At 63.0% G+C, this 17,533-nt stretch carries 15 protein-coding genes; 10 read left to right on the top strand and 5 right to left on the bottom strand.

Annotated features, from left to right (window positions below; genetic code table 11):
• The first annotated feature begins 46 nt into the window (after positions 1-46).
• Positions 47-625, top strand: coding sequence for a copper chaperone PCu(A)C (locus HPO_RS19480; RefSeq protein ID WP_051612157.1), 579 nt, complete (start codon positions 47-49; stop codon positions 623-625).
• Here HPO_RS19480 and HPO_RS01485 read toward each other — a convergent pair.
• Complete coding sequence (locus HPO_RS01485) at positions 622-1,377, bottom strand: TlyA family RNA methyltransferase (protein WP_035593523.1); 756 nt, start codon at positions 1,375-1,377, stop codon at positions 622-624. The two genes, HPO_RS19480 and HPO_RS01485, sit on opposite strands and share 4 nt — an antisense overlap.
• Before the next feature lie 165 nt (positions 1,378-1,542).
• Here HPO_RS01485 and HPO_RS01480 point away from each other — a divergent pair, with 165 nt between their 5' ends.
• The 3 genes from HPO_RS01480 to HPO_RS01470 all read left to right on the top strand — a co-directional run bounded on the left by HPO_RS01480 (position 1,543) and on the right by HPO_RS01470 (position 7,554).
• The gene (locus HPO_RS01480) at positions 1,543-3,042 is read left to right on the top strand and encodes an amidase (protein ID WP_035593726.1); all 1,500 of its coding nucleotides are present in this window, start codon (positions 1,543-1,545) and stop codon (positions 3,040-3,042) included.
• A 163-nt stretch (positions 3,043-3,205) separates the two neighbouring features.
• Complete coding sequence (locus HPO_RS01475) at positions 3,206-4,282, top strand: efflux RND transporter periplasmic adaptor subunit (protein ID WP_035593521.1); 1,077 nt, start codon at positions 3,206-3,208, stop codon at positions 4,280-4,282.
• On the top strand, positions 4,279-7,554 hold the full coding sequence (locus HPO_RS01470; RefSeq protein ID WP_035593519.1) for an efflux RND transporter permease subunit: 3,276 nt from the start codon (positions 4,279-4,281) through the stop codon (positions 7,552-7,554). Before HPO_RS01475 ends, HPO_RS01470 begins: the two co-directional genes overlap by 4 nt.
• A 20-nt stretch (positions 7,555-7,574) precedes the next feature.
• Here the strand turns inward: HPO_RS01470 and HPO_RS01465 are convergent, their stop codons facing one another.
• Both HPO_RS01465 and HPO_RS01460 read right to left on the bottom strand, forming a co-directional pair.
• Positions 7,575-7,853 (bottom strand): hypothetical protein, encoded by a 279-nt coding sequence (locus HPO_RS01465; protein ID WP_035593517.1) that lies wholly within the window; start codon positions 7,851-7,853, stop codon positions 7,575-7,577.
• An 86-nt stretch (positions 7,854-7,939) separates the two neighbouring features.
• Positions 7,940-8,365, bottom strand: a complete 426-nt coding sequence (locus HPO_RS01460) for a hypothetical protein (protein WP_051612156.1) — start codon at positions 8,363-8,365, stop codon at positions 7,940-7,942.
• Between the two features lie 186 nt (positions 8,366-8,551).
• On the opposite strand from HPO_RS01460, the gene HPO_RS01455 reads away from it, so the two are divergent.
• A complete protein-coding gene (locus HPO_RS01455) occupies positions 8,552-9,532 on the top strand; it encodes a Gfo/Idh/MocA family protein (RefSeq protein WP_035593515.1) in 981 nt (326 codons plus the stop codon).
• Here HPO_RS01455 and HPO_RS01450 read toward each other — a convergent pair whose 3' ends face one another.
• The gene (locus HPO_RS01450; RefSeq protein WP_035593513.1) at positions 9,533-11,293 is read right to left on the bottom strand and encodes a DUF4332 domain-containing protein; all 1,761 of its coding nucleotides are present in this window, start codon (positions 11,291-11,293) and stop codon (positions 9,533-9,535) included. It lies immediately after the preceding gene.
• A gap of 252 nt (positions 11,294-11,545) precedes the next feature.
• Between HPO_RS01450 and HPO_RS01445 the strand changes: the two genes are divergently transcribed.
• The 4 genes from HPO_RS01445 (at position 11,546) to HPO_RS01430 (ending at position 15,353) form a co-directional block, all read left to right on the top strand.
• Complete coding sequence (locus HPO_RS01445; RefSeq protein ID WP_035593511.1) at positions 11,546-12,910, top strand: tryptophanase; 1,365 nt, start codon at positions 11,546-11,548, stop codon at positions 12,908-12,910.
• A 76-nt stretch (positions 12,911-12,986) separates the two neighbouring features.
• Positions 12,987-13,637: an SRPBCC family protein gene (locus HPO_RS01440; RefSeq protein ID WP_035593509.1), complete on the top strand. Its 651-nt coding sequence runs from the start codon at positions 12,987-12,989 to the stop codon at positions 13,635-13,637.
• A complete protein-coding gene (locus HPO_RS01435) occupies positions 13,637-13,978 on the top strand; it encodes an ArsR/SmtB family transcription factor (protein ID WP_035593507.1) in 342 nt (113 codons plus the stop codon). The genes HPO_RS01440 and HPO_RS01435 overlap by 1 nt, the downstream gene beginning before the upstream one ends.
• Positions 13,979-14,039: 61 nt before the next feature.
• The gene (locus HPO_RS01430) at positions 14,040-15,353 is read left to right on the top strand and encodes a cytochrome P450 (RefSeq protein WP_051612155.1); all 1,314 of its coding nucleotides are present in this window, start codon (positions 14,040-14,042) and stop codon (positions 15,351-15,353) included.
• A 72-nt stretch (positions 15,354-15,425) separates the two neighbouring features.
• Here HPO_RS01430 and HPO_RS01425 read toward each other — a convergent pair whose 3' ends face one another.
• Complete coding sequence (locus tag HPO_RS01425) at positions 15,426-16,766, bottom strand: acyl-CoA dehydrogenase family protein (protein WP_035593504.1); 1,341 nt, start codon at positions 16,764-16,766, stop codon at positions 15,426-15,428.
• 255 nt (positions 16,767-17,021) lie between these two features.
• Between HPO_RS01425 and HPO_RS01420 the strand changes: the two genes are divergently transcribed.
• Positions 17,022-17,315: a DUF8200 family protein gene (locus HPO_RS01420; RefSeq protein WP_051612154.1), complete on the top strand. Its 294-nt coding sequence runs from the start codon at positions 17,022-17,024 to the stop codon at positions 17,313-17,315.
• The last annotated feature ends 218 nt before the right edge of the window (positions 17,316-17,533 follow it).

Raw genomic sequence — 17,533 nt, 5'->3', positions numbered from 1 at the left:
GCTGATGTTCACTCCGCCCCAATGTGGATCTGAACGGAGCTTTCCCATGCGCATGTCCCTGATTACTGCGGCGAGCCTTTCGGCCCTGCTTCTGGCGGCCTGCGCGCCGGCAAATGAGCAGCCTGCTGGTGAGGCTGCTGTGGCCCCGGTGGAAACCGAGGCTGTCCATGATGATCATGCCGGCATGCACGGCGATGACATGGGCACGGAAGCGGACGCGCCGGTTGACCGGGGCATCATCGCCGGAACGCTGGCGCTGGTCGAAGGCAGCGTGCTCGTGCCACCGGCCGGGCGGGACGTGACAGCCGGCTTTGGCACCTTTGCCGCCGGTGCCCGCGCCGTGACGATCACAGGGGCAGAGGCGCCGTTTGCGCAGGCCGTTGAACTGCACACCCATGAGATGAGCGCCGATGGCAAGATGGCGATGCGCAAGGTGGAAACCTTCACCGTTCCCGCCAATGGCGACCATTCCCTGACGCGGGGCGGCGACCATCTGATGTTCTTTGGCGTGCAACCTGACAGCCTGACGCCCGGCACCGCCGTGACGGTGACCGTCCGTGTACAGCTTGAAGATGGCACCACGGAAGATGTGGAACTGCCGATGACGGTTGCCGCGCGCGACTAGATCTGAAGCCTGCGGGCGAGGAAGAGATATTCCCGGTTCCCGTCTCCGCCCTCTATCGGGCTGGGGATGGGGGCTTCGGACTGCCAGCCCATTTCCGACAGGAAGACCGGGAGGCGCGCGAGCGCTTCGCCCACCGCTGCTTCATCGGTGACGATGCCGCCCTTGCCGACATTCTCCGGGCCCACCTCGAACTGGGGCTTGAAGAGGGCAAGGAGGCGCGCGCCCGGCGCTGCGAGGATGAGCGGCACGGGCAGCACCTTGTGCAGCGACACAAAGCTCAGATCACAGACAATGATTTCCGGTGCGGCCTTCAGATGACCGGCTGTCAGGTCGCGGGCATTCAGGCCTTCAAAGGCCGAGACGCGGGCGTCTGCGGCGATCTTCGGATGTAGCTGACCATGGCCCACATCAATGGCCGTGATATGGGCCGCGCCGCGCTGAAGCAGCACGTCCGTGAAGCCGCCGGTGGAGGCACCAAGGTCAAGGCAGGTTTTTCCGGCGACATCGATGCCGAATGTATCAAGCGCATGAGCGAGTTTCAGGCCGCCGCGCGAAACATAGGGGTGGGCCGCTTCCGCCTCGATCCGGGCGCTGCGGGCGATCATCTCAGACGGCTTGCGGACAAGCTGGCCATCGGCCCTGACCCGGCCCGCCGCAATGGCGGCCTGCGCGCCGGCGCGGCTTTCGAAATGGCCGAGGGCGACGAGCAACCTGTCAGCGCGGTCTCGTTCCGGCGAAACGGGCTCTGTCATCTGGGGGCGGTCCTTTCCGGGCTTTCGCGGCAGACTTACCCGTAAAGGGACAGGCGGGGCCAGTGTCAACGTCAGGACAGAGAGGGCTTGCGCTGGCGGGGCTTGCCCGCCACGATGAGCGGCGATGAACTGCAGACATTGCATGGGACCGGGAGCTTTCCTTTCATGACAAGACTGACACGCCGCGCCGCCCTCGCCGGAGGCGCCGCCACGCTCGCCCTCGCCGCCTGCGCGCCCAAAGCGTCCGATACGGCCTCCAAGCCAGACATCGCGCCGGCGCCCCCCGGCTTTCGTGACGGGGTGGCGATCGCCGCCGCCATTGCCGCGGGCGAGACCTCGGCATTGGCAGAAGTGGAAGCGGCGATCGCGCGGGCGCGGGCCGTGGAAGATCAGATCAACGGCATCGTTACCGAAACCTTCGAGATTGCCCGCGCCGATGCCGGCGGGGTGCTTGCCGGGCCGTTTGCAGGCGTGCCGAGCTTCATCAAGGATCTGATCGACTGGCGGGGCGCGCCGACACTGAGAGGCTGCCGGGGCCTTGAGGGGCATGTGGCGGCCACCGACAGCGTGTTTGCCGCCAGATGGCGGCGGGCGGGGATTGTGTCGCTGGGCAAATCAGCGACGCCGGAAGCCGGGCTGATTTCCTCCACCGAGCCGCTCTCCAACGGGCCAACCCGCAATCCCTGGGATGTCTCCCGCATACCGGGCGGATCGTCCGGCGGCGCCGCGGCGCTGGTGGCCGCCGGCGTCGTGCCCTTTGCTCATGCCAGCGATGGGGGCGGATCGATCCGCATACCCGCATCCACCTGTGGCGTCTTCGGGATGAAGCCCTCGCGCGACCGGCTGCCTTATAGCGAGCCCGGCGCGGCGGCCCCGCCGCTTCAGATTTCGGTGAACCATGCCGTGACCATCAGTGTACGGGACTCCGTTGAGCTTTTCCGCGCGGCGGAAGTGCCAGGCGGAGCGTATCCGGCCCTCGGCGAAATCCAGCCCCTGACCCGGCGGCTGAAGATCGGCTTTGCGCCCGAGCCGATTGGCGGAACGACGCTGCATTCCGATACCCGCGCTGCAATCGAAGACGTTGCCCAGCTTTGCCGCGACCTTGGCCATACCGTGATCGACTATACCCTCCCCATGGACGGCCCGAAATTCACTGACGCGTTCATCATGTACTGGGCCGCAGGCGCCGGAGAGTTTGCCCGCCAGGTCAGCGCTTATTCCGGCAAACCGGTCAGCCCTGACATTCTGGAGCCCTGGACCCTGGGCCTGGCAAACATGGCGGCAAGCCGGATGGATGACCTGCCGGGCATCGTCGGCTACCTTCTGGCCTTCGAGGAAGAGTATCACAGCTTCTTCAGTGGCCTCGATATTCTGCTTACCCCGGTTACCGGAAGCCCGGCCGTGGCAATCGGGGAACAGGCGCCCGACAGGGACTTCGACGCGGTGATGGACAGCGTGCTGAGCTTTGTCGCCTACACCTCGCCCATGAATGTGGCGGGCGCCGCGTCGATGAGTGTGCCGCTTTCCTGGTCACCGTCGGGCCTGCCTATCGGGGCGATGTTCTCCGGACGGAGGGGGGATGACCGGCTGTTGTTTGAACTGGCGCTGGAACTGGAGGCCGCCCGGCCCTGGGCAGGGCGCAGACCGGCTGTAACATCGCTGTAATATTCGCAAGAATTAATCAGCCAGATCAAGCAATTAACCAAACTCGTCCAGTCCTTTGCAGGCTGGAAACGGGTGGCGTGCTAGAAATCTTTTAGCACAAACCCTGACTCTTGCGTCGGGATGCCCTATTTTACCGTCCGCCCTCCCAGGAAAGACCCACACAGTGAACCGTTCCGTCCTGATCGCCGCCATCATTCTGGTGGCTATTGTCGCCTACTTCGGACTTCGCAGCGTCATGCGCGGAAGTATCAGCACGGAGCAACCCGCGGCAGAGGCCTCAACCCGTTCCGATGTCCCTCAGGCCCTCGTGATTGAGGCGCAGAGCCAGCGGCATACGATCCGGATTGCCGCCAAGGGCCGCACGGCGCCAGACAAATCAGTGACGCTGAAGGCGGGAACCGCCGGTACGGTGGTGGCGACGCCGGTGCGCGAAGGCACTTTCGTCAAAGCCGGAACCCTGCTTTGCGGACTGGATGTTGAAGCCCGCAGCGCGAGAGTGAAAGAGGCCGAAGCGGCCCGCGACTCCGCCCGCGTGGATTATGAGGCCGCCGTCAAACTCGCCGAAAAGGGCCTCACCCCCGCCAATCGCGAAGCCTCGGCCAAGGCCAGCCTTGATGCGGCCGAAGCAGCCGTGAACTCGGCCAAGGTGGAGTTGTCCCGCACACAGATCCGCGCGCCGTTTGATGGCGTCTTCGAACGCCGCATGGCCGAAGCGGGCGACTATCTTTCTCCGGGCGGGGCCTGCGGCCTTCTGGTGGACCTGGATCCGGTGATCGTGGCGGCCGAGGTGACCGAGGCGCAGGCGGGGCTGCTTCAGGTCGGCATGGCCGCCGAAGTGGTGCTGGCCGATGGCCGCAAGTTTCCCGCCAAGCTGCGCTTTGTGGCACGCACCGCCAACGAACAGACCCGCACCTTCCCGATTGAAGCCGAGCTTGATACCGGCGACGCGCTGGTGGCAGCCGGGATTACCGCGTCCATGTCCATTCCCGCCGGGGAGACGGACGCAACGCTCATCAAGCCATCCCTTCTCACCCTGTCTGACGCGGGCCAGCTGGGCGTGCGCCATGTGACGGAGAACAACACCGTGGCCTTTGCGCCGGTGCGCATTATCGACGAGACGAGCGAAGGCGCCTGGGTGACGGGCCTGCCTGACCGCGTGCGGCTGATTGCGATGGGCCAGGACTATCTCAATGACGGCGTGACGATCAAACCGGTCTCCGCCGAGGGAGCCGGAAAATGACAGGCGTTGTCGATTGGGCAATCGGCCGGACGCGGATGATCCTTACCATCCTGGTCTGCGTGCTGATTGCTGGCACGGCTACCTACATCAACATGCCGAAGGAAGCGGACCCGGATATTCCGATCCCCTTCGTGGCCATCACCGTGCCGCTTGCCGGCGTGACACCCGAAGACGCTGAGCGCCTTCTGGTGCGGCCGATCGAACAGGAGATCCAGTCGCTTGAAGGCCTGAAGACCTTCAACTCCTACGGTACCGAGGGCGCGGCCCAGCTGGTGCTGGAGTTCGAGATCGACGCGGACATCAATCAGGCCGTGCTCGACGTCAAAGACAAGGTGGATATGGCGAAACGCTATTTCCCCGATGACGCCCGCGAGCCGATTGTCACCGAGTTCAACGCGGCGCAGTTCCCTGTGCTGGTGGTCAACCTTTACGGTGACGCGCCCGAGCGCGGCCTTGCCCGGATCGCCGACAACCTCAAGGACCGGCTGGAAAGCAACGGCACGATCCTGGAAGCCCGGGTGCTGGGCAAGCGCGAGGAGCTGCTCGAGATCGTTGTCGATCCGGTGAAGTTGGAAACCTACAACATCTCCTATCAGGAGATCATGGCAGTCGTCTCGGCCAATAACCGGCTTGTGGCGGCAGGCTCCATCGAGACCGGCCAGGGCAGCTTTGCCGTGAAGGTGCCCGGCATTATCCGCACGGGCGCCGACGCGCTCTCCCTGCCGGTCAAACAGACCGACAATGCCGTGGTGACCCTGGGCGATGTGGCCGATGTGCGCCGCACCTTCAAGGACCCCACCGGCTTTGCCACCTTCAACGGCGAGAATGCCCTTCTCATCGAGGTGGTGAAACGCAGCGGCGCAAACATTCTTGATACGGCCAATTTTGTGCGCGAAGCGGTGGCCATCGAGCAGCAATCCTGGCCGCCGACGGTGCAGGCGGTTGTCACCTCCGACACATCCGAGATGATCGGCACGCAGCTGGGCCAGCTGCAAAGCTCGATCATGACGGCCATCCTGCTTGTGATGATCATCGTTGTGGCCGCGCTCGGTCTGCGCTCGGCCGCGCTGGTGGGTATCTCGATCCCCGCGACCTTCGTGATGGCGTTCCTGCTGCTGGGCGCGTTCGGCTTCACGATCAACATGATGGTGATGTTCGGCCTCGTGATCGCGGTCGGTATGCTGGTCGATGGGGGCATCATCGTTACCGAATATGCCGACCGAAAGATGGCCGAGGGCCTGAACAAGCGGGACGCCTATGCGATGGCGGGCAAGCGGATGTTCTGGCCAATCGTCAGCTCTGCGCTGACTACGCTGGCCGCGTTCGTGCCGTTCCTCTTCTGGAACTCGATGCCCGGCAAGTTCATGGCCTACCTGCCGATCACGCTAATTTTCGTGCTGACGGCCTCGCTGATTTCCGCGCTGATCTTCCTGCCGGTGATGGGCGCCACGTTCGGCGCGCGCCCCGGCGGCACCGACGAAGACCTCGCCGCGCTGGCAGCCGACGCAGACCCGCGCAAGGCGAAGGGCTGGCTGGGCGCGTATGTGCGCGTTGTCAGCGAAACGATCCGCCGTCCGCTGATGACCACGGGCGCAGCTTTCGGGCTCGTCGTCCTGATCTTCATGTGGTTCGGCTCGGAGCAGCACAAATCCGAACTGTTCCTCGATATCGAACCCGAACAGGCCTATGTGTTCGTGCAGGCACAGGGCGCCCTTTCCGCTGCGGAGCAGGCTGAGCTGGTGAAACGCGCAGAGGCGGCCATCGCCGACCTTGACGGGATCACGGCGCTGTCCACACGCGCGGGGTCGTCCGGCGGCGGCGGGGTCAACATGGACGCCTCCGGCGGCATGCCGGCAGATACGATTGGCCAGATCCTGATGGATCTGAAAACGACTGCTGACGGGCCCTATAACGGCCGCGTGACGCTTGAGCGCGTTCGTGAGCGTCTCTCCAATGTGCCGGCGCTGCGCTTCCAGATCAGCGCCCGCGAACAAGGCCCGCCCGGCGGCAAGGATATTCAGGTCGCCCTGCTCGGCTTTGACAATGACGAGCTGTATCAGGCTGCCGACATGATCCGGGGATGGATGGAAGCGCGCGGGGACGTGCGCGAGGTGGACGATTCCCGGCCGCTGCCTGGCGTGGAATATCAACTCACCGTCGACCGGTCCGAAGCCGGCAAGTTCGGGGTTGATGTTGCGCAGGTTGGCGCCGCGGTCCAGCTGGTGACCAACGGTATCCTTGTGGGCCGCTATCGCCCGGACGATTCCAATGATGAAATCGACATCCGTGTACGATTTCCGGAAGACGCCCGTTCTGCCTCCGCGCTGGACAGCCTGCGGATCGCAACGCCGCAGGGGAATGTGCCGCTGTCGCTGTTTGTCGACCGTGAGCCTGCCCCGCGCGTCAGCACGATAGAGCGCCGGGATGGCAAGCGGGTGATTTCGGTGCGCGGCAACGCAACCGAACAGGGCGCGGGCGCGGCCATTGTGGCTGAACTCAAGCAATGGATCGACGCGCAGGACATGCCGGCCGGAATTGAGGTGCGCTTTGAAGGCGCTGACGAGGATTCGGCAGATGCTGCCGCCTTCTTCAGCGGGGCTGCTGCGGCCGCCCTCTTCATGATGGCCGTGATCCTGCTCTGGCAGTACAATAATTTCTGGCAGGTGATCCTGACCCTGACCGCCGTGATCATTTCCACGGCCGGGGTTCTCGTGGGCATCAACCTTGTGCTGCCCTATGTCAGCATCCTGATGATCGGCACGGGCATCGTGGCGCTGGCGGGTATCGTCGTGAACAACAATATCGTTCTCATCGATACCTTCAACCGTCTGCTGTCGGACGGGCGCCCGCCCGAAGAGGCCGCGCTGGCAACCGCTGCCCAGCGTATCCGCCCGATCCTTCTGACCACCGGCACGACCGTATGCGGCCTGCTGCCCATGGTGTTGCAGATGACGGTGGTGTTCTCCGAAGGCGCCATCAATTTCGGCGGCGCGACCTCTGAATGGTGGGTCCAGCTGGCAACCGCCGTGGTGTTTGGCCTTGCCTTCTCCACCATGATGATCCTGCTGGTCACGCCCACCTGGTTGCTGGTGCCCTACCGGATGAAGCGCCGGGCCCGTAAGGTCATCAACTGGCTGAAACCCTATGTGCTCAAGGTGCTGAGCTGGCTGCGTGCCCGCAAGGGCGGCGATCGCACGCCGCCGCCATCAGGCAGTGTCGCCGCCAATGAGGACGGCAAATCCTCCAAGGAGATTCTGCCGGCGGCAGAGTAAGCAGGCCGTCAGCCGGCTTCTCAGCCCGCCGGGCGGATACGGTAGACGACGGTGGCGGTCATCACCGCGCCAGCCGGGCCGGCGGCCGAGCCGCTGGTGAAGAGAATGGTGCGTGTCTTGCGGTCGATCCGGGGCGTGTAGACAAGCGCGCCGGGCGCTTCAGCCGTCGCGGAAAGATCGAGCGTCACCGACACCAGATCCAACTGGTCCGGCGCGCAGGCGGCCTCTGCATCGGCGCGGATCGCCTGCATGAGGCGAACGGCGATGGCTTCATCCGCGTGAAGGCTTTCAGTCGTCATGATGGCGGGCCCCTGTCAGTCCTTGGGTCAGTTCTGACGAGGGGCTGTAGCGGGCTTGGAGAGGCTTGAAAAGCCTCGCCCGTGCGTCAGGCTGCGCGGGCAGCCGCTGCGGCGGCAGTCTCGGCATCGTGCGCGATCAGGGCGCCAAGTTGGCCGAGGCCTTCAATCCCGCAGACCTCATGCATCCAGTTGCCGACGGAAGGCAGCAGGCGGCCCATGGTTTCGTGATCGATGCCGGCAGTGCGCAATGCGCCAAACATCTGCTCGACAACCCGGCGGCGGCCGCCGGGGGTGAGTTCGATCAGACGGGCAATTTCACCTGTGGGCGCGCCGATCTCAGCGCCGGCCGAGGCGGCAAGCGCGCGGGCCCCGGGAAGGGTGCGGAAAGTGACAGCCGCTAGCGGCGCCCCCTGCCGGTCGGCGCCATTGAGCAGAATGCCCAGCGCCTTGCGGGCGACGGGCTCCTCGAGACCGTTGGTGTTAGCGATGTGCGCTATGAGATCATTTATCATGGCGAAGGCACTCCTAAGATCCAACGGCCCCGTGGAGCCCGCACTAAACGCGCGGTGTGGTTTCCGATTCCTGAATCGAGTGAATCTTTTTGGGTCATTCATCAAGAAAGGGGTTAAGCGGTGTTAGGCCGGGGTAAACAAACCGTGCGCGTTTGTTTACCTATGGCTTGAGGGAGGGGGCTCTGCATGGTCCGGATCGGCATTCTCGGGGCGGCGAAAATTGCGCCCAAAGCCCTGATCCCGCAGGTAAAAAAGCGGGCAGACTGCAGCGTGGTGGCAATCGCCGCGCGGGATGGCGCGCGGGCTGGCGCCTTTGCCGGCGCGCACGGCATTCCGGAAGTTGTGGAAAGCTATGAAGCCCTGATCGCGCGGCCGGACATAGACCTCATTTACAACGCCCTGCCCCCGCACCGGCACGCGGACCTGTCGATTGCCGCGCTGGAGGCGGGCAAGCATGTGCTGTGTGAAAAGCCCTTCGCCCTCAATGCGCCGGAGGCCCGGCGGATGGCCGACGCAGCAGAGCGCACCGGCAGGCATCTGATCGAAGCCTTTCACTACCGCTTCCATCCCATGTTCCTCGACATTCTGGAAAAGGTCCGCAGCGGCGCCATTGGCAGGCTGTGCGCGATGAAAGCGGATTTCTCCGTGAGGATTCCCTATGCGGCGGAAGAACTGCGCCACCGGCCGGATCTGGGCGGCGGCGCCCTGATGGACCTTGGCTGTTATCCGCTGCACTGGTTGCGGACAGTCGCTGGCAGCGAGCCACGCCTGATCTCCGCCCGGATGGAAGAAGGGGCCGCAGGTATCGACCTTGTTACCGAAGCTGAACTGGAATTTCCCGGCGGTGTGCCCGCCCGGCTGAGAACCAGCATGAAGCCCGATCAGAAGATCAAGGCATTCCTGGCCATAAAGGGCAGTGAAGGCATCCTGCGCGCCACAAACCCGATCCATCCCAGCTTCGGGAACTCGATCTCGATCCAGCGTGGCAGGGACGTCACCCGTTACTCCGTAGGCGGAGAGACCACATATGACTACCAGCTGGCCCATGTGCTGGATGTCATCGCGGGCCGGGCAACCCCTCTTACCGGCGGGGCGGACGCGGTTGCCAATATGGCGATGATCGACGCGATTTATGAAACGGGCGGACTGAAGCCGCGCGGGACGTGATCAGGCGGTTTCCTGCGCCATCTCGATCCATTCCTCGACTTCCTCTTCCTCCAGCGTTTCGCCAGGGCGCAGCACGCGCGAGCCGGCGGAGGTCTGAAGGAACTCCATCGCCAGCTCGAAAATCGTGGCGGCAGACGCATTGGCGAGGTCTTCGCGTGAGGAAATCCCAGCGCCGACGAGCAGCTGCGCGTCATGCACCCGGAGGCCCGGCACTTCGATCATCAGGGTCGCCTGCATCTGCCAGGTCTCGATAGCGTCCACCGTGATGTGACGGACCCCAATGATCTCGGCCGCCTCATCTGGATCGCAGATCAGCAGGTCACCCACCGTCTCTATCCCGGCTCTGGCAAGGTGCACGGCCGTTTTGGGGCCGATCGACGGAGCATCGACCACGGGGGAGTCGAAGGTCAGGGCAGCGCGGTGATGGCGGGCAGCGGCCGGGGCAATGATGGCCGGCGGCCCAGGATCGTCTTCCTCATCGGTCTCGTCTTCAGCGTCTGCCTCAAACTCGTCCTCCAGGTCGTCTTCTTCCTCATAGACGTCCTCGTCCTCATCGTCGGAGGCGTCCAGGTCTGCCTCATATTCGGGGTCGATTTCGTCTTCGGCGTCGTCCTCAAAGTCTTCTTCGGCATCTGCTTCGGCCTCTTCGAGGAGGTCTTCCTCGTCGCCGGCGTCCTCATAGGCTTCGTCCGCAACGGCCTCATCGGCCTCCTCCTCGATCCCGTCGAGGATCTCTTCTTCGGCCTCAGCGGTGTCCTGAAGCAGGTCTTCAGCCTGTTCCTCAGGCTGGACGACCTCCGGCTCCCGCTTTGTGCCCAGCGGGGCGATCGGCTCGGCATTCAGTTCCTTCAGCGAAATCCGGCGCACTTCCTTGGCGTGCTGCTCGCGGATCAGCTTGTCATCCTCCGGCAGGGCGCGGATGACTTTTCCGGTCTTCTGGTATTCCTTGTACATCTTCTCGACCGTGGACCGGTCGGCCATGTCTTCGAGCTTCGCCGTGATCCAGCGCAGCGGGATATCCAGCGTCTCGATATAGCCCTGCAGGGTGAGATTGACCTTGGGCGGAGAAACGGCCGCCTCCTCTATGGCCCGCGTGATGATGGCGGCAAAGCCAGCGGTGGCATAGGCGATCAGATCCACAATGACGGCGCGCATCGTCTCGTCGAGGCCCGAGGGCGGATCGGCGACGCCCGCATCAATGTCATAATGGTCGATAAAGGTGAAATAATGCGCGTGCGCGCGCAGGGCGCCTTCGCGCACCATGTCAGACACGAAGCCGAGCCCATCCGGCACCTTGATATCGGGATACCCCTGCTGGGCGATGCGCGCATCGATTTCCGGGCGCGACTTGGCGATGCTCCACTCCACGGCGCGGTGGATGACGCCTTCTGCCTCGGTCTGGCCGGTATGGAAGGGCTGGATCGGGTCGGCATAGTAATGGCTGAGCACACCGAGCGCCCAGGCCGCGTCGCTCCAGCGTTTGCGGCGCAGCAGGTCAACGGCCACCGCATACCATTCGGCCGCCTTGGCCCGCGCCCCGCCCCATTCGCCCTCGCCGACATGCAGAACATGGTTCTTGAAATCCCGGAAGGTGTCGTCGGGGGCCTTGGCCCCCTTCAGAAGCTGCTCATGATGCACCAGCATCAGCGATTTCCACCCTTCCGCTTCCGGCCCCTCGATCAGGGAGAGCGCATCAAACGCGATGAAATGGTGGGTCGAGCGGCAGCGGTGCGCGCGGATAACGCGTTCAAGCAGGGTCATGGTCTCATCCTGAGAGCAAATCAGGACGCTATTGGTGGCTTGAAATGGTGAATGTGCTGTTAACCTTATTTCACCTTCTGCGCTTGGCAGCGGGCGACCCGGCATGATAAATCCTGCCTATCGCAACAGGCGCTGAGCGCGGCCGTCATCCAGGCAACTGGAGAGGCAACCGCGGCGCGACCAGTTCCTGTGCGCGGGGCATCTGTCACCAGGGCCCCACTCCCAGGAACGTTTCAGCCGGGAGTGCCCCTCATGAAGACCATCATCGAACCTTTCCGCATCAAATCGGTCGAGCCGATCCGCATGACCACGCGCGCCGAGCGCGAGGCCCTGCTGAAGGCGGCGGGCTTTAACCTTTTCAAGCTGCATTCGGAGGATGTGATCATCGACCTTCTGACCGACAGCGGCACCTCCGCCATGAGCGCGGCCCAATGGGGCGCGGTGATGACCGGGGATGAAAGCTATGCCGGGGCGCCGAGCTTCTACCGGTTCGAGGCGGCGGTGAAAGACCTGATGGATTTCCGCCACATCATTCCCGCCCATCAGGGCCGGGCCGCCGAACATCTTCTCTTCACGCTGATCGCCAGGAAAGGCGACCTCATCCCCTCCAACACCCATTTTGACACCACGCGCGGCAATATCGAGGCGATGGGGGCAGAGGCGCTGGATATTCCGATTGCCGAGGGGCGTGTGCCGTCGCTGGATCATCCGTTCAAGGGCAATATGGATCTGGCCGCGCTCGAACGTGTGCTCAATGAACAGGGCCAACGCATTCCCGCCGTGATGATGACCATCACCAACAATGCCGGGGGCGGCCAGCCCGTCAGCCTGGAGAATATCCGGGGGGCGGCCGCGCTGGCGAAAGCCCATGGCAAGGCCTTCTATATTGATGGCTGCCGCTTTGCGGAGAATGCGTGGTTCATCAAGCTGCGCGAGGAAGAGCAGAAAGACCGCTCGATCAAGGAGATCGTGCGGGATTGTTTTGCTGTGGCCGATGGCATGACGATGAGCGCCAAGAAGGATGCCTTCGCCAATATCGGCGGCTGGCTGGCCCTGAATGACGACGCCCTCGCCGAGCGCGCCCGCACCCTGCTGATCCAGACCGAGGGCTTTCCCACCTATGGCGGGCTTGCGGGGCGCGATCTTGACGCCATTGCCCAGGGCCTCACGGAAATCATCGACGAGGATTACCTGCGCTACCGGGTACGGACGAATTCCTATATCGCCGAAAGACTGGACGCGATGGGTGTGCCGGTGGTGAAGCCTGCAGGCGGGCATGCCGTGTTCATCGACGCGCGCGCATTCCTGCCGCATATTCCGCCGCTGGAATATCCCGGCCAGGCGCTGACCTGCGCGATGTATGAAACCGGCGGCATCCGCGCCTGCGAGATCGGCACTGTGATGTTCGGCCGCAAGCCTGATGGCAGCGAAGCGCCTGCCGCCATGGACCTCGTCCGCCTCGCCATGCCCCGCCGGGTCTACACGCAGAGCCATGCGGACTATGTGGTTGAAGTGCTGGAAGAAGTCGCCGCCGCAAAGGACAAGCTCAAGGGCCTGCGCATCGTGAAAGAGCCACCGATGATGCGGCACTTTACGGCGGCGTTTGAGCGGCTTTAGGCGCCCGCGCATTTGCGCTTGACCGAAAAATAAGTCTGAACTTATATAAGTTTTGACTTATAAGAAGGACCTCGCCATGAGCCATGATATTGCCGCCGCAATCGGCGCAACATCCCGCATTGTCCGCAAGCGGGAGCGGGAGGGAAAACCGGCGGAAGCGGTGATCGCCGAGCGGAGCTATCCGACGGATATCGATGATCTCTGGGACGCGCTGACCAATCCCGAGCGGCTGCCGCGCTGGTTCTCCCCGGTCACCGGCGATCTGAAGCTTGGCGGGCGTTATCAGGTGGAGGGCAATGCCGGCGGCACGGTCCTCACCTGCGATCCGCCCAGGAGCTTCACGCTGACCTGGGAATTTGCCGGGAATGTCAGCTGGGTGGAGGTGTACCTGCGCGTCATCTCGGAGGATGAAACGCATCTGCAGCCGGTGCATGAGGCGCATATCGATCCGGAATGGGCCGCCAAGTATGGCCCCGGCGCCACCGGCGTCGGCTGGGATCTCGGCCTGCTTGGCTTGCAGACGCATATCGCAACCGGCTGGGCGAAACCGCCCGAGGCCGACACAGAATGGATGCAGACGGAGGAATACCGCAGCTTTGTCCGCCGCAGCAGCGATGGCTGGCGCGAAGCTTCGGTGGCAGCTGGCAATGACGCCGAAGCGGCACGGCTGGCGGCGGCGAACACGGCCGCCTTCTATCTCGGCGAAGCCCCGCCCGGAGAGAGCTGATGCATGCATTTGATGTTTTGGGCGATCCCGTGCGCCGGCGCATCCTGGAACTGCTGGCTGAGCGCCGGCACGCTTCGGGCGAAGTTGTCGAGGTAATCCAGGCCGAGTTCGGCATTTCCCAAGCAGCCGTGTCCCAGCACCTAAAGGTGCTGAGGGAGAACGGCTTTGCGACGGTCGATGCCGACGGCGCACGGCGCGTTTACACGCTGGATGCCACGCCGATGCGGCAGGTGGACGACTGGCTCGGCCACTTCAGAGGCTTCTGGACGCACAAGCTGGAATCGCTCGCCACCGAAGTCAGCCGGGGCAGGAAAAAGAAATCGGACCGGCGAGACGCTTGACGCCCCTTACGGCAAGTCGCAACCCTTCTCCCTGAGCACAAAGTGCCGGGAGGAAACTGATATGGCAGATGACGGCGCACTGACGCCCTTTCCAGGCTTCAAGCGGGGCCGGATTGATGATGAGATTGTCAATCCGGAGCTTTATGCCAGCGAAGAGATCCATGATGTCTATACGCGGCTGAGGCGGGAAGACCCGCTTCACTGGACGCAGCCCGAAGGCTTCCGGCCGTTCTGGTCTGTCACCAAACAGGCCGACATTCTGGAGATCGAACGCCAGCATCCGATTTTCATCAACAGCGCGCGGACCTATCTCAGCCCGATTGCCGGGGAGGAGTGGATCAAATCCATGACCGGCGACACGCACCTGTTCCGCACGCTGGTCGATCTGGATGATCCCATCCATATGAAGCTGCGCGCACTTACCCAAGGCTGGTTCATGCCGCCCAATCTGCGCAAGCTGGAAGAGCGCATTGCGGGCCTCGCCAAGGAGCATGTCGATCACATGCAGAGCCTTGGGAGCGAGTGCGATTTCGTCAAGGAAGTAGCGCTCTGGTATCCGCTGCGGGTGATCAATTCGATCCTGGGTATTCCGCGCTCGGATGAGAAATTCATCATGAAGATGACGCAGGAGATCTTCGGGCCGGGCGACCCGGATGTGGCCGCCGAAAGCAGCAATGTTTCCGAGGACGGCGCCTCGATGACCAGCGATCAGGGCGTGGACCTGCTGCAGACGGCGCAGGAGCTGTTCGCCTATTTCGGAGCCATCACGGCCGATCGCCGCGCCAACCCGAAGGACGACCTTGCCAGCATCATTGCCAATGGCAAGATTGATGGCGCCCCCATAGGCGAGCGCGAAGCGATGAGCTATTACATCATCGTGGCCACCGCCGGCCATGACACGACGAGTTCGACCGCGTCCGGCGGCCTGCTGCAGCTGATGCGCCAGCCCGATCAGCTGATGAAGCTGAAGAATGATCTCTCATTGCTGCCCAACGCCGTAGAAGAGATGATCCGCTGGGTGACCCCGGTGAAGCATTTCATGCGCACGGCCACGAAGGATTATGACCTGCGCGGCAAGACCATCCGCAAGGGCGACGGGCTCGCCCTCTTCTACTGGTCTGGTAACCGGGATGAGGAGGTGTTTGATCAGCCCTTCGAATTCCGGGTCGACCGGGACGTGAAGAAGCAGGTGGCCTTCGGGCATGGCGTGCACCTCTGCCTTGGGATGCACCTTGCCCGGATGGAAATCAGGGCCTTGTTTGCGGAGCTTCTCCCGCGCCTCAAATCCATCGAACTCGCCGGCGAACCGAAAAACACGCGCGCCAATTTCGTCTCTGGCCTGAAGAGCCTGCCGGTGCGTTTCGAGTTCACCTGATCTCTTGCGCCAAAGAAAAAGCCTTCGCGGATTTCCGCGAAGGCTTTTTTGCGCCTGGAAGGCAGGGCGCGTTTATCTCACCGCGAAATCCGTCGGTTCGGTGCTCTTGCCGCCTTTACCGGTTTCGCCTTTGGGCTGGCCGTGTTTGCCAGGGCCCATGAAGCCGAACATGTGGCCGGCCACCTTGCGGATCTGGATCTCCTCGGAACCTTCGGTAATCCGGTAGCGGCGGTGGTGGCGGTAGATATGCTCGAACGGCTTGTGGCGCGAATAGCCGATGCCGCCATGCACCTGCATGGCCCGGTCGGCCGCTTCACAGACGAGACGGTTGGCGTAGTAGTTACACATCGACACCTTGTCGGAGAGCTTGATCGCCACTTCCGGCTTCGACATCTGGTCCATTTCCCACGCCGTCTTGAAGATCAGCAAGCGGAGCATCTCTGCTTGCGTGGCAAGCTCCACCAGCGGGAACTGGATCGCCTGGTTCGTCGCCAGCGCCTTGCCGAAGGGCTTGCGCTCCAACGCATATTTCACGCTTTCCTGAATACAGTAGAGCGCCGCGCCGCAGGAGGAGGCTGCCTGGCGGATACGGTTTTCATGCACGAAATGCTGCGCGAGCGCCAGGCCGCCTTCCGGCGGGCCAAACACGGCATCTTCCGGCACCCAGACATCCTTGATGGTCAGACGCGGGTGGTCCGTCGGCATGTTGAAGGTCCACATATACTCTTCAATGATCACGCCGGGATCGCGGGCTGGAATGAGCAGGCAGGTGATGCCCTTGGCGTCGCCATCCTTTCCGCTTGTGCGGCAGAACAGCATGATGTGGGTGGCCACATGCATGCCGGTGATCCACATTTTCTCGCCATTGATAAGCCAGCCATCCTTGCCGTCTTTCTTGTGGCGGACAGCGCGGGTTTCCATATGGGTGGCATCAGAGCCGTGATGGGGCTCCGTCAGGCCGAAGCAGGCAATGAACTTGCCTTCCAGCGCGGCGGTGGCGAGGTGTTTCTGGTCGGGCCGCGCAAAGTCGCGCAGCATCAGGATCTGCGGGAAGTTGCCGACGATGGAGTGTTCGTTCTGCAGGTCATTGTGCAGGCCGAGGCCCTTGCGGGCGAAATGCTCGCGAATGATCGCCATGCCGAGATTGGTGCCGTCCTGGCCGCCAAATTCCTTCGGCAGGGCGTAGCGCAGGTGGCCTGCCTTGTCGGCGCGGCGCTTGGCTTCCTTCAGCAGCTGCTCCCATTCGGGACGTGGCAGGCCGCCATTTTCAAAATCGGTACGCGCCCATTCCCGGCGATGGTCGAAAAAGCGCTCATTGTCGTCCTGGGCCTGGAGCGGCTTGATCTCGTCTTCGATAAATTTGTCCAGCACGACCAGATAGTCGGCGATGTCCTTTGGGATGTTGAAATCCATGGGCGTTTCCTCGGGCTGCGTCAGTATGCACTCACCTTACGCCAGCTCTGGCGCTGGACAATTTGTGCCGCCGGGGCAATGAAGCCCGCAGAATGTGCTGCAGCGCAGCAAATGGAACGATCCGTTCTCCAAAATCCTGAATTCAGCACTCTGAACGCTTGACGAAATGTTCAGCGTTCTTTAGCCTGAAAATTAGGCAGCAATGCCCCACCAAAAAAATCGCAGCAACAACCAACCGAACACAGGCAACCTCCCATGCTCCGTTCCGCTATCGCCGCTCTGGCTTTCGCTGGCCTCGCCCTTCCGGCTTTCGCCAGCTACACCTTTGAAACCGCTGAACCTGTCTCTCAGAAGCGCGTCATCGCTGAAAGCGTCGTCTGGACCTGTGATGGCTCCGTCTGCACCGGCGATCTGAAGCGCAAAGCCCCGACCGTGCGCGTCTGCAAGAAGATCGCCAAGGAAGTCGGCGCCGTCACCGCATTCCGCAACACGTCTGCCGAGCTGACCGCTGAAGAACTGGCCGAGTGCAACACCGCCGCCAAGAAATAAGGCTCCCCTCTCCAAGCCTTCCTTCCAAGCCGCCGCGACACACACGCGGCGGCTTTTTTTGCGTTTTGCGGGCATTTCCGAGTTCACCGCGATGTTAACTTACATTTGGCGCAAATCGTGATTAGCTTCTCCTTGCGCTGGATGGTCCAGGGCAAAAGAACGTGCGTGTTGCACGCCTGAAAGGAGGTGATCCAATGTCGAGTGAGAAACCAGGTGAG

This window comes from Hyphomonas polymorpha PS728, from assembly GCF_000685315.1.
GTDB lineage: Bacteria > Pseudomonadota > Alphaproteobacteria > Caulobacterales > Hyphomonadaceae > Hyphomonas > Hyphomonas polymorpha.
Note: the sequence above shows the minus strand (reverse complement) of the source record. Positions and strands in the feature narration are given on the sequence as shown.

Excerpts from the sequence above, each read along its gene's own strand:
- HPO_RS01465 (WP_035593517.1), bottom strand. The coding sequence starts at position 7,853 with ATGACGACTGAAAGCCTTCACGCGGATGAAGCCATCGCCGTTCGCCTC.
- HPO_RS19480 (WP_051612157.1), top strand. The coding sequence starts at position 47 with ATGCGCATGTCCCTGATTACTGCGGCGAGCCTTTCGGCCCTGCTTCTG.
- HPO_RS01425 (WP_035593504.1), bottom strand. The coding sequence starts at position 16,766 with ATGGATTTCAACATCCCAAAGGACATCGCCGACTATCTGGTCGTGCTG.
- HPO_RS01445 (WP_035593511.1), top strand. The coding sequence starts at position 11,546 with ATGAAGACCATCATCGAACCTTTCCGCATCAAATCGGTCGAGCCGATC.
- HPO_RS01430 (WP_051612155.1), top strand. The coding sequence starts at position 14,040 with ATGGCAGATGACGGCGCACTGACGCCCTTTCCAGGCTTCAAGCGGGGC.
- HPO_RS01420 (WP_051612154.1), top strand. The coding sequence starts at position 17,022 with ATGCTCCGTTCCGCTATCGCCGCTCTGGCTTTCGCTGGCCTCGCCCTT.
- HPO_RS01470 (WP_035593519.1), top strand. The coding sequence starts at position 4,279 with ATGACAGGCGTTGTCGATTGGGCAATCGGCCGGACGCGGATGATCCTT.
- HPO_RS01480 (WP_035593726.1), top strand. The coding sequence starts at position 1,543 with ATGACAAGACTGACACGCCGCGCCGCCCTCGCCGGAGGCGCCGCCACG.
- HPO_RS01450 (WP_035593513.1), bottom strand. The coding sequence starts at position 11,293 with ATGACCCTGCTTGAACGCGTTATCCGCGCGCACCGCTGCCGCTCGACC.
- HPO_RS01455 (WP_035593515.1), top strand. The coding sequence starts at position 8,552 with ATGGTCCGGATCGGCATTCTCGGGGCGGCGAAAATTGCGCCCAAAGCC.
- HPO_RS01460 (WP_051612156.1), bottom strand. The coding sequence starts at position 8,365 with ATGATAAATGATCTCATAGCGCACATCGCTAACACCAACGGTCTCGAG.
- HPO_RS01435 (WP_035593507.1), top strand. The coding sequence starts at position 13,637 with ATGCATGCATTTGATGTTTTGGGCGATCCCGTGCGCCGGCGCATCCTG.
- HPO_RS01440 (WP_035593509.1), top strand. The coding sequence starts at position 12,987 with ATGAGCCATGATATTGCCGCCGCAATCGGCGCAACATCCCGCATTGTC.
- HPO_RS01485 (WP_035593523.1), bottom strand. The coding sequence starts at position 1,377 with ATGACAGAGCCCGTTTCGCCGGAACGAGACCGCGCTGACAGGTTGCTC.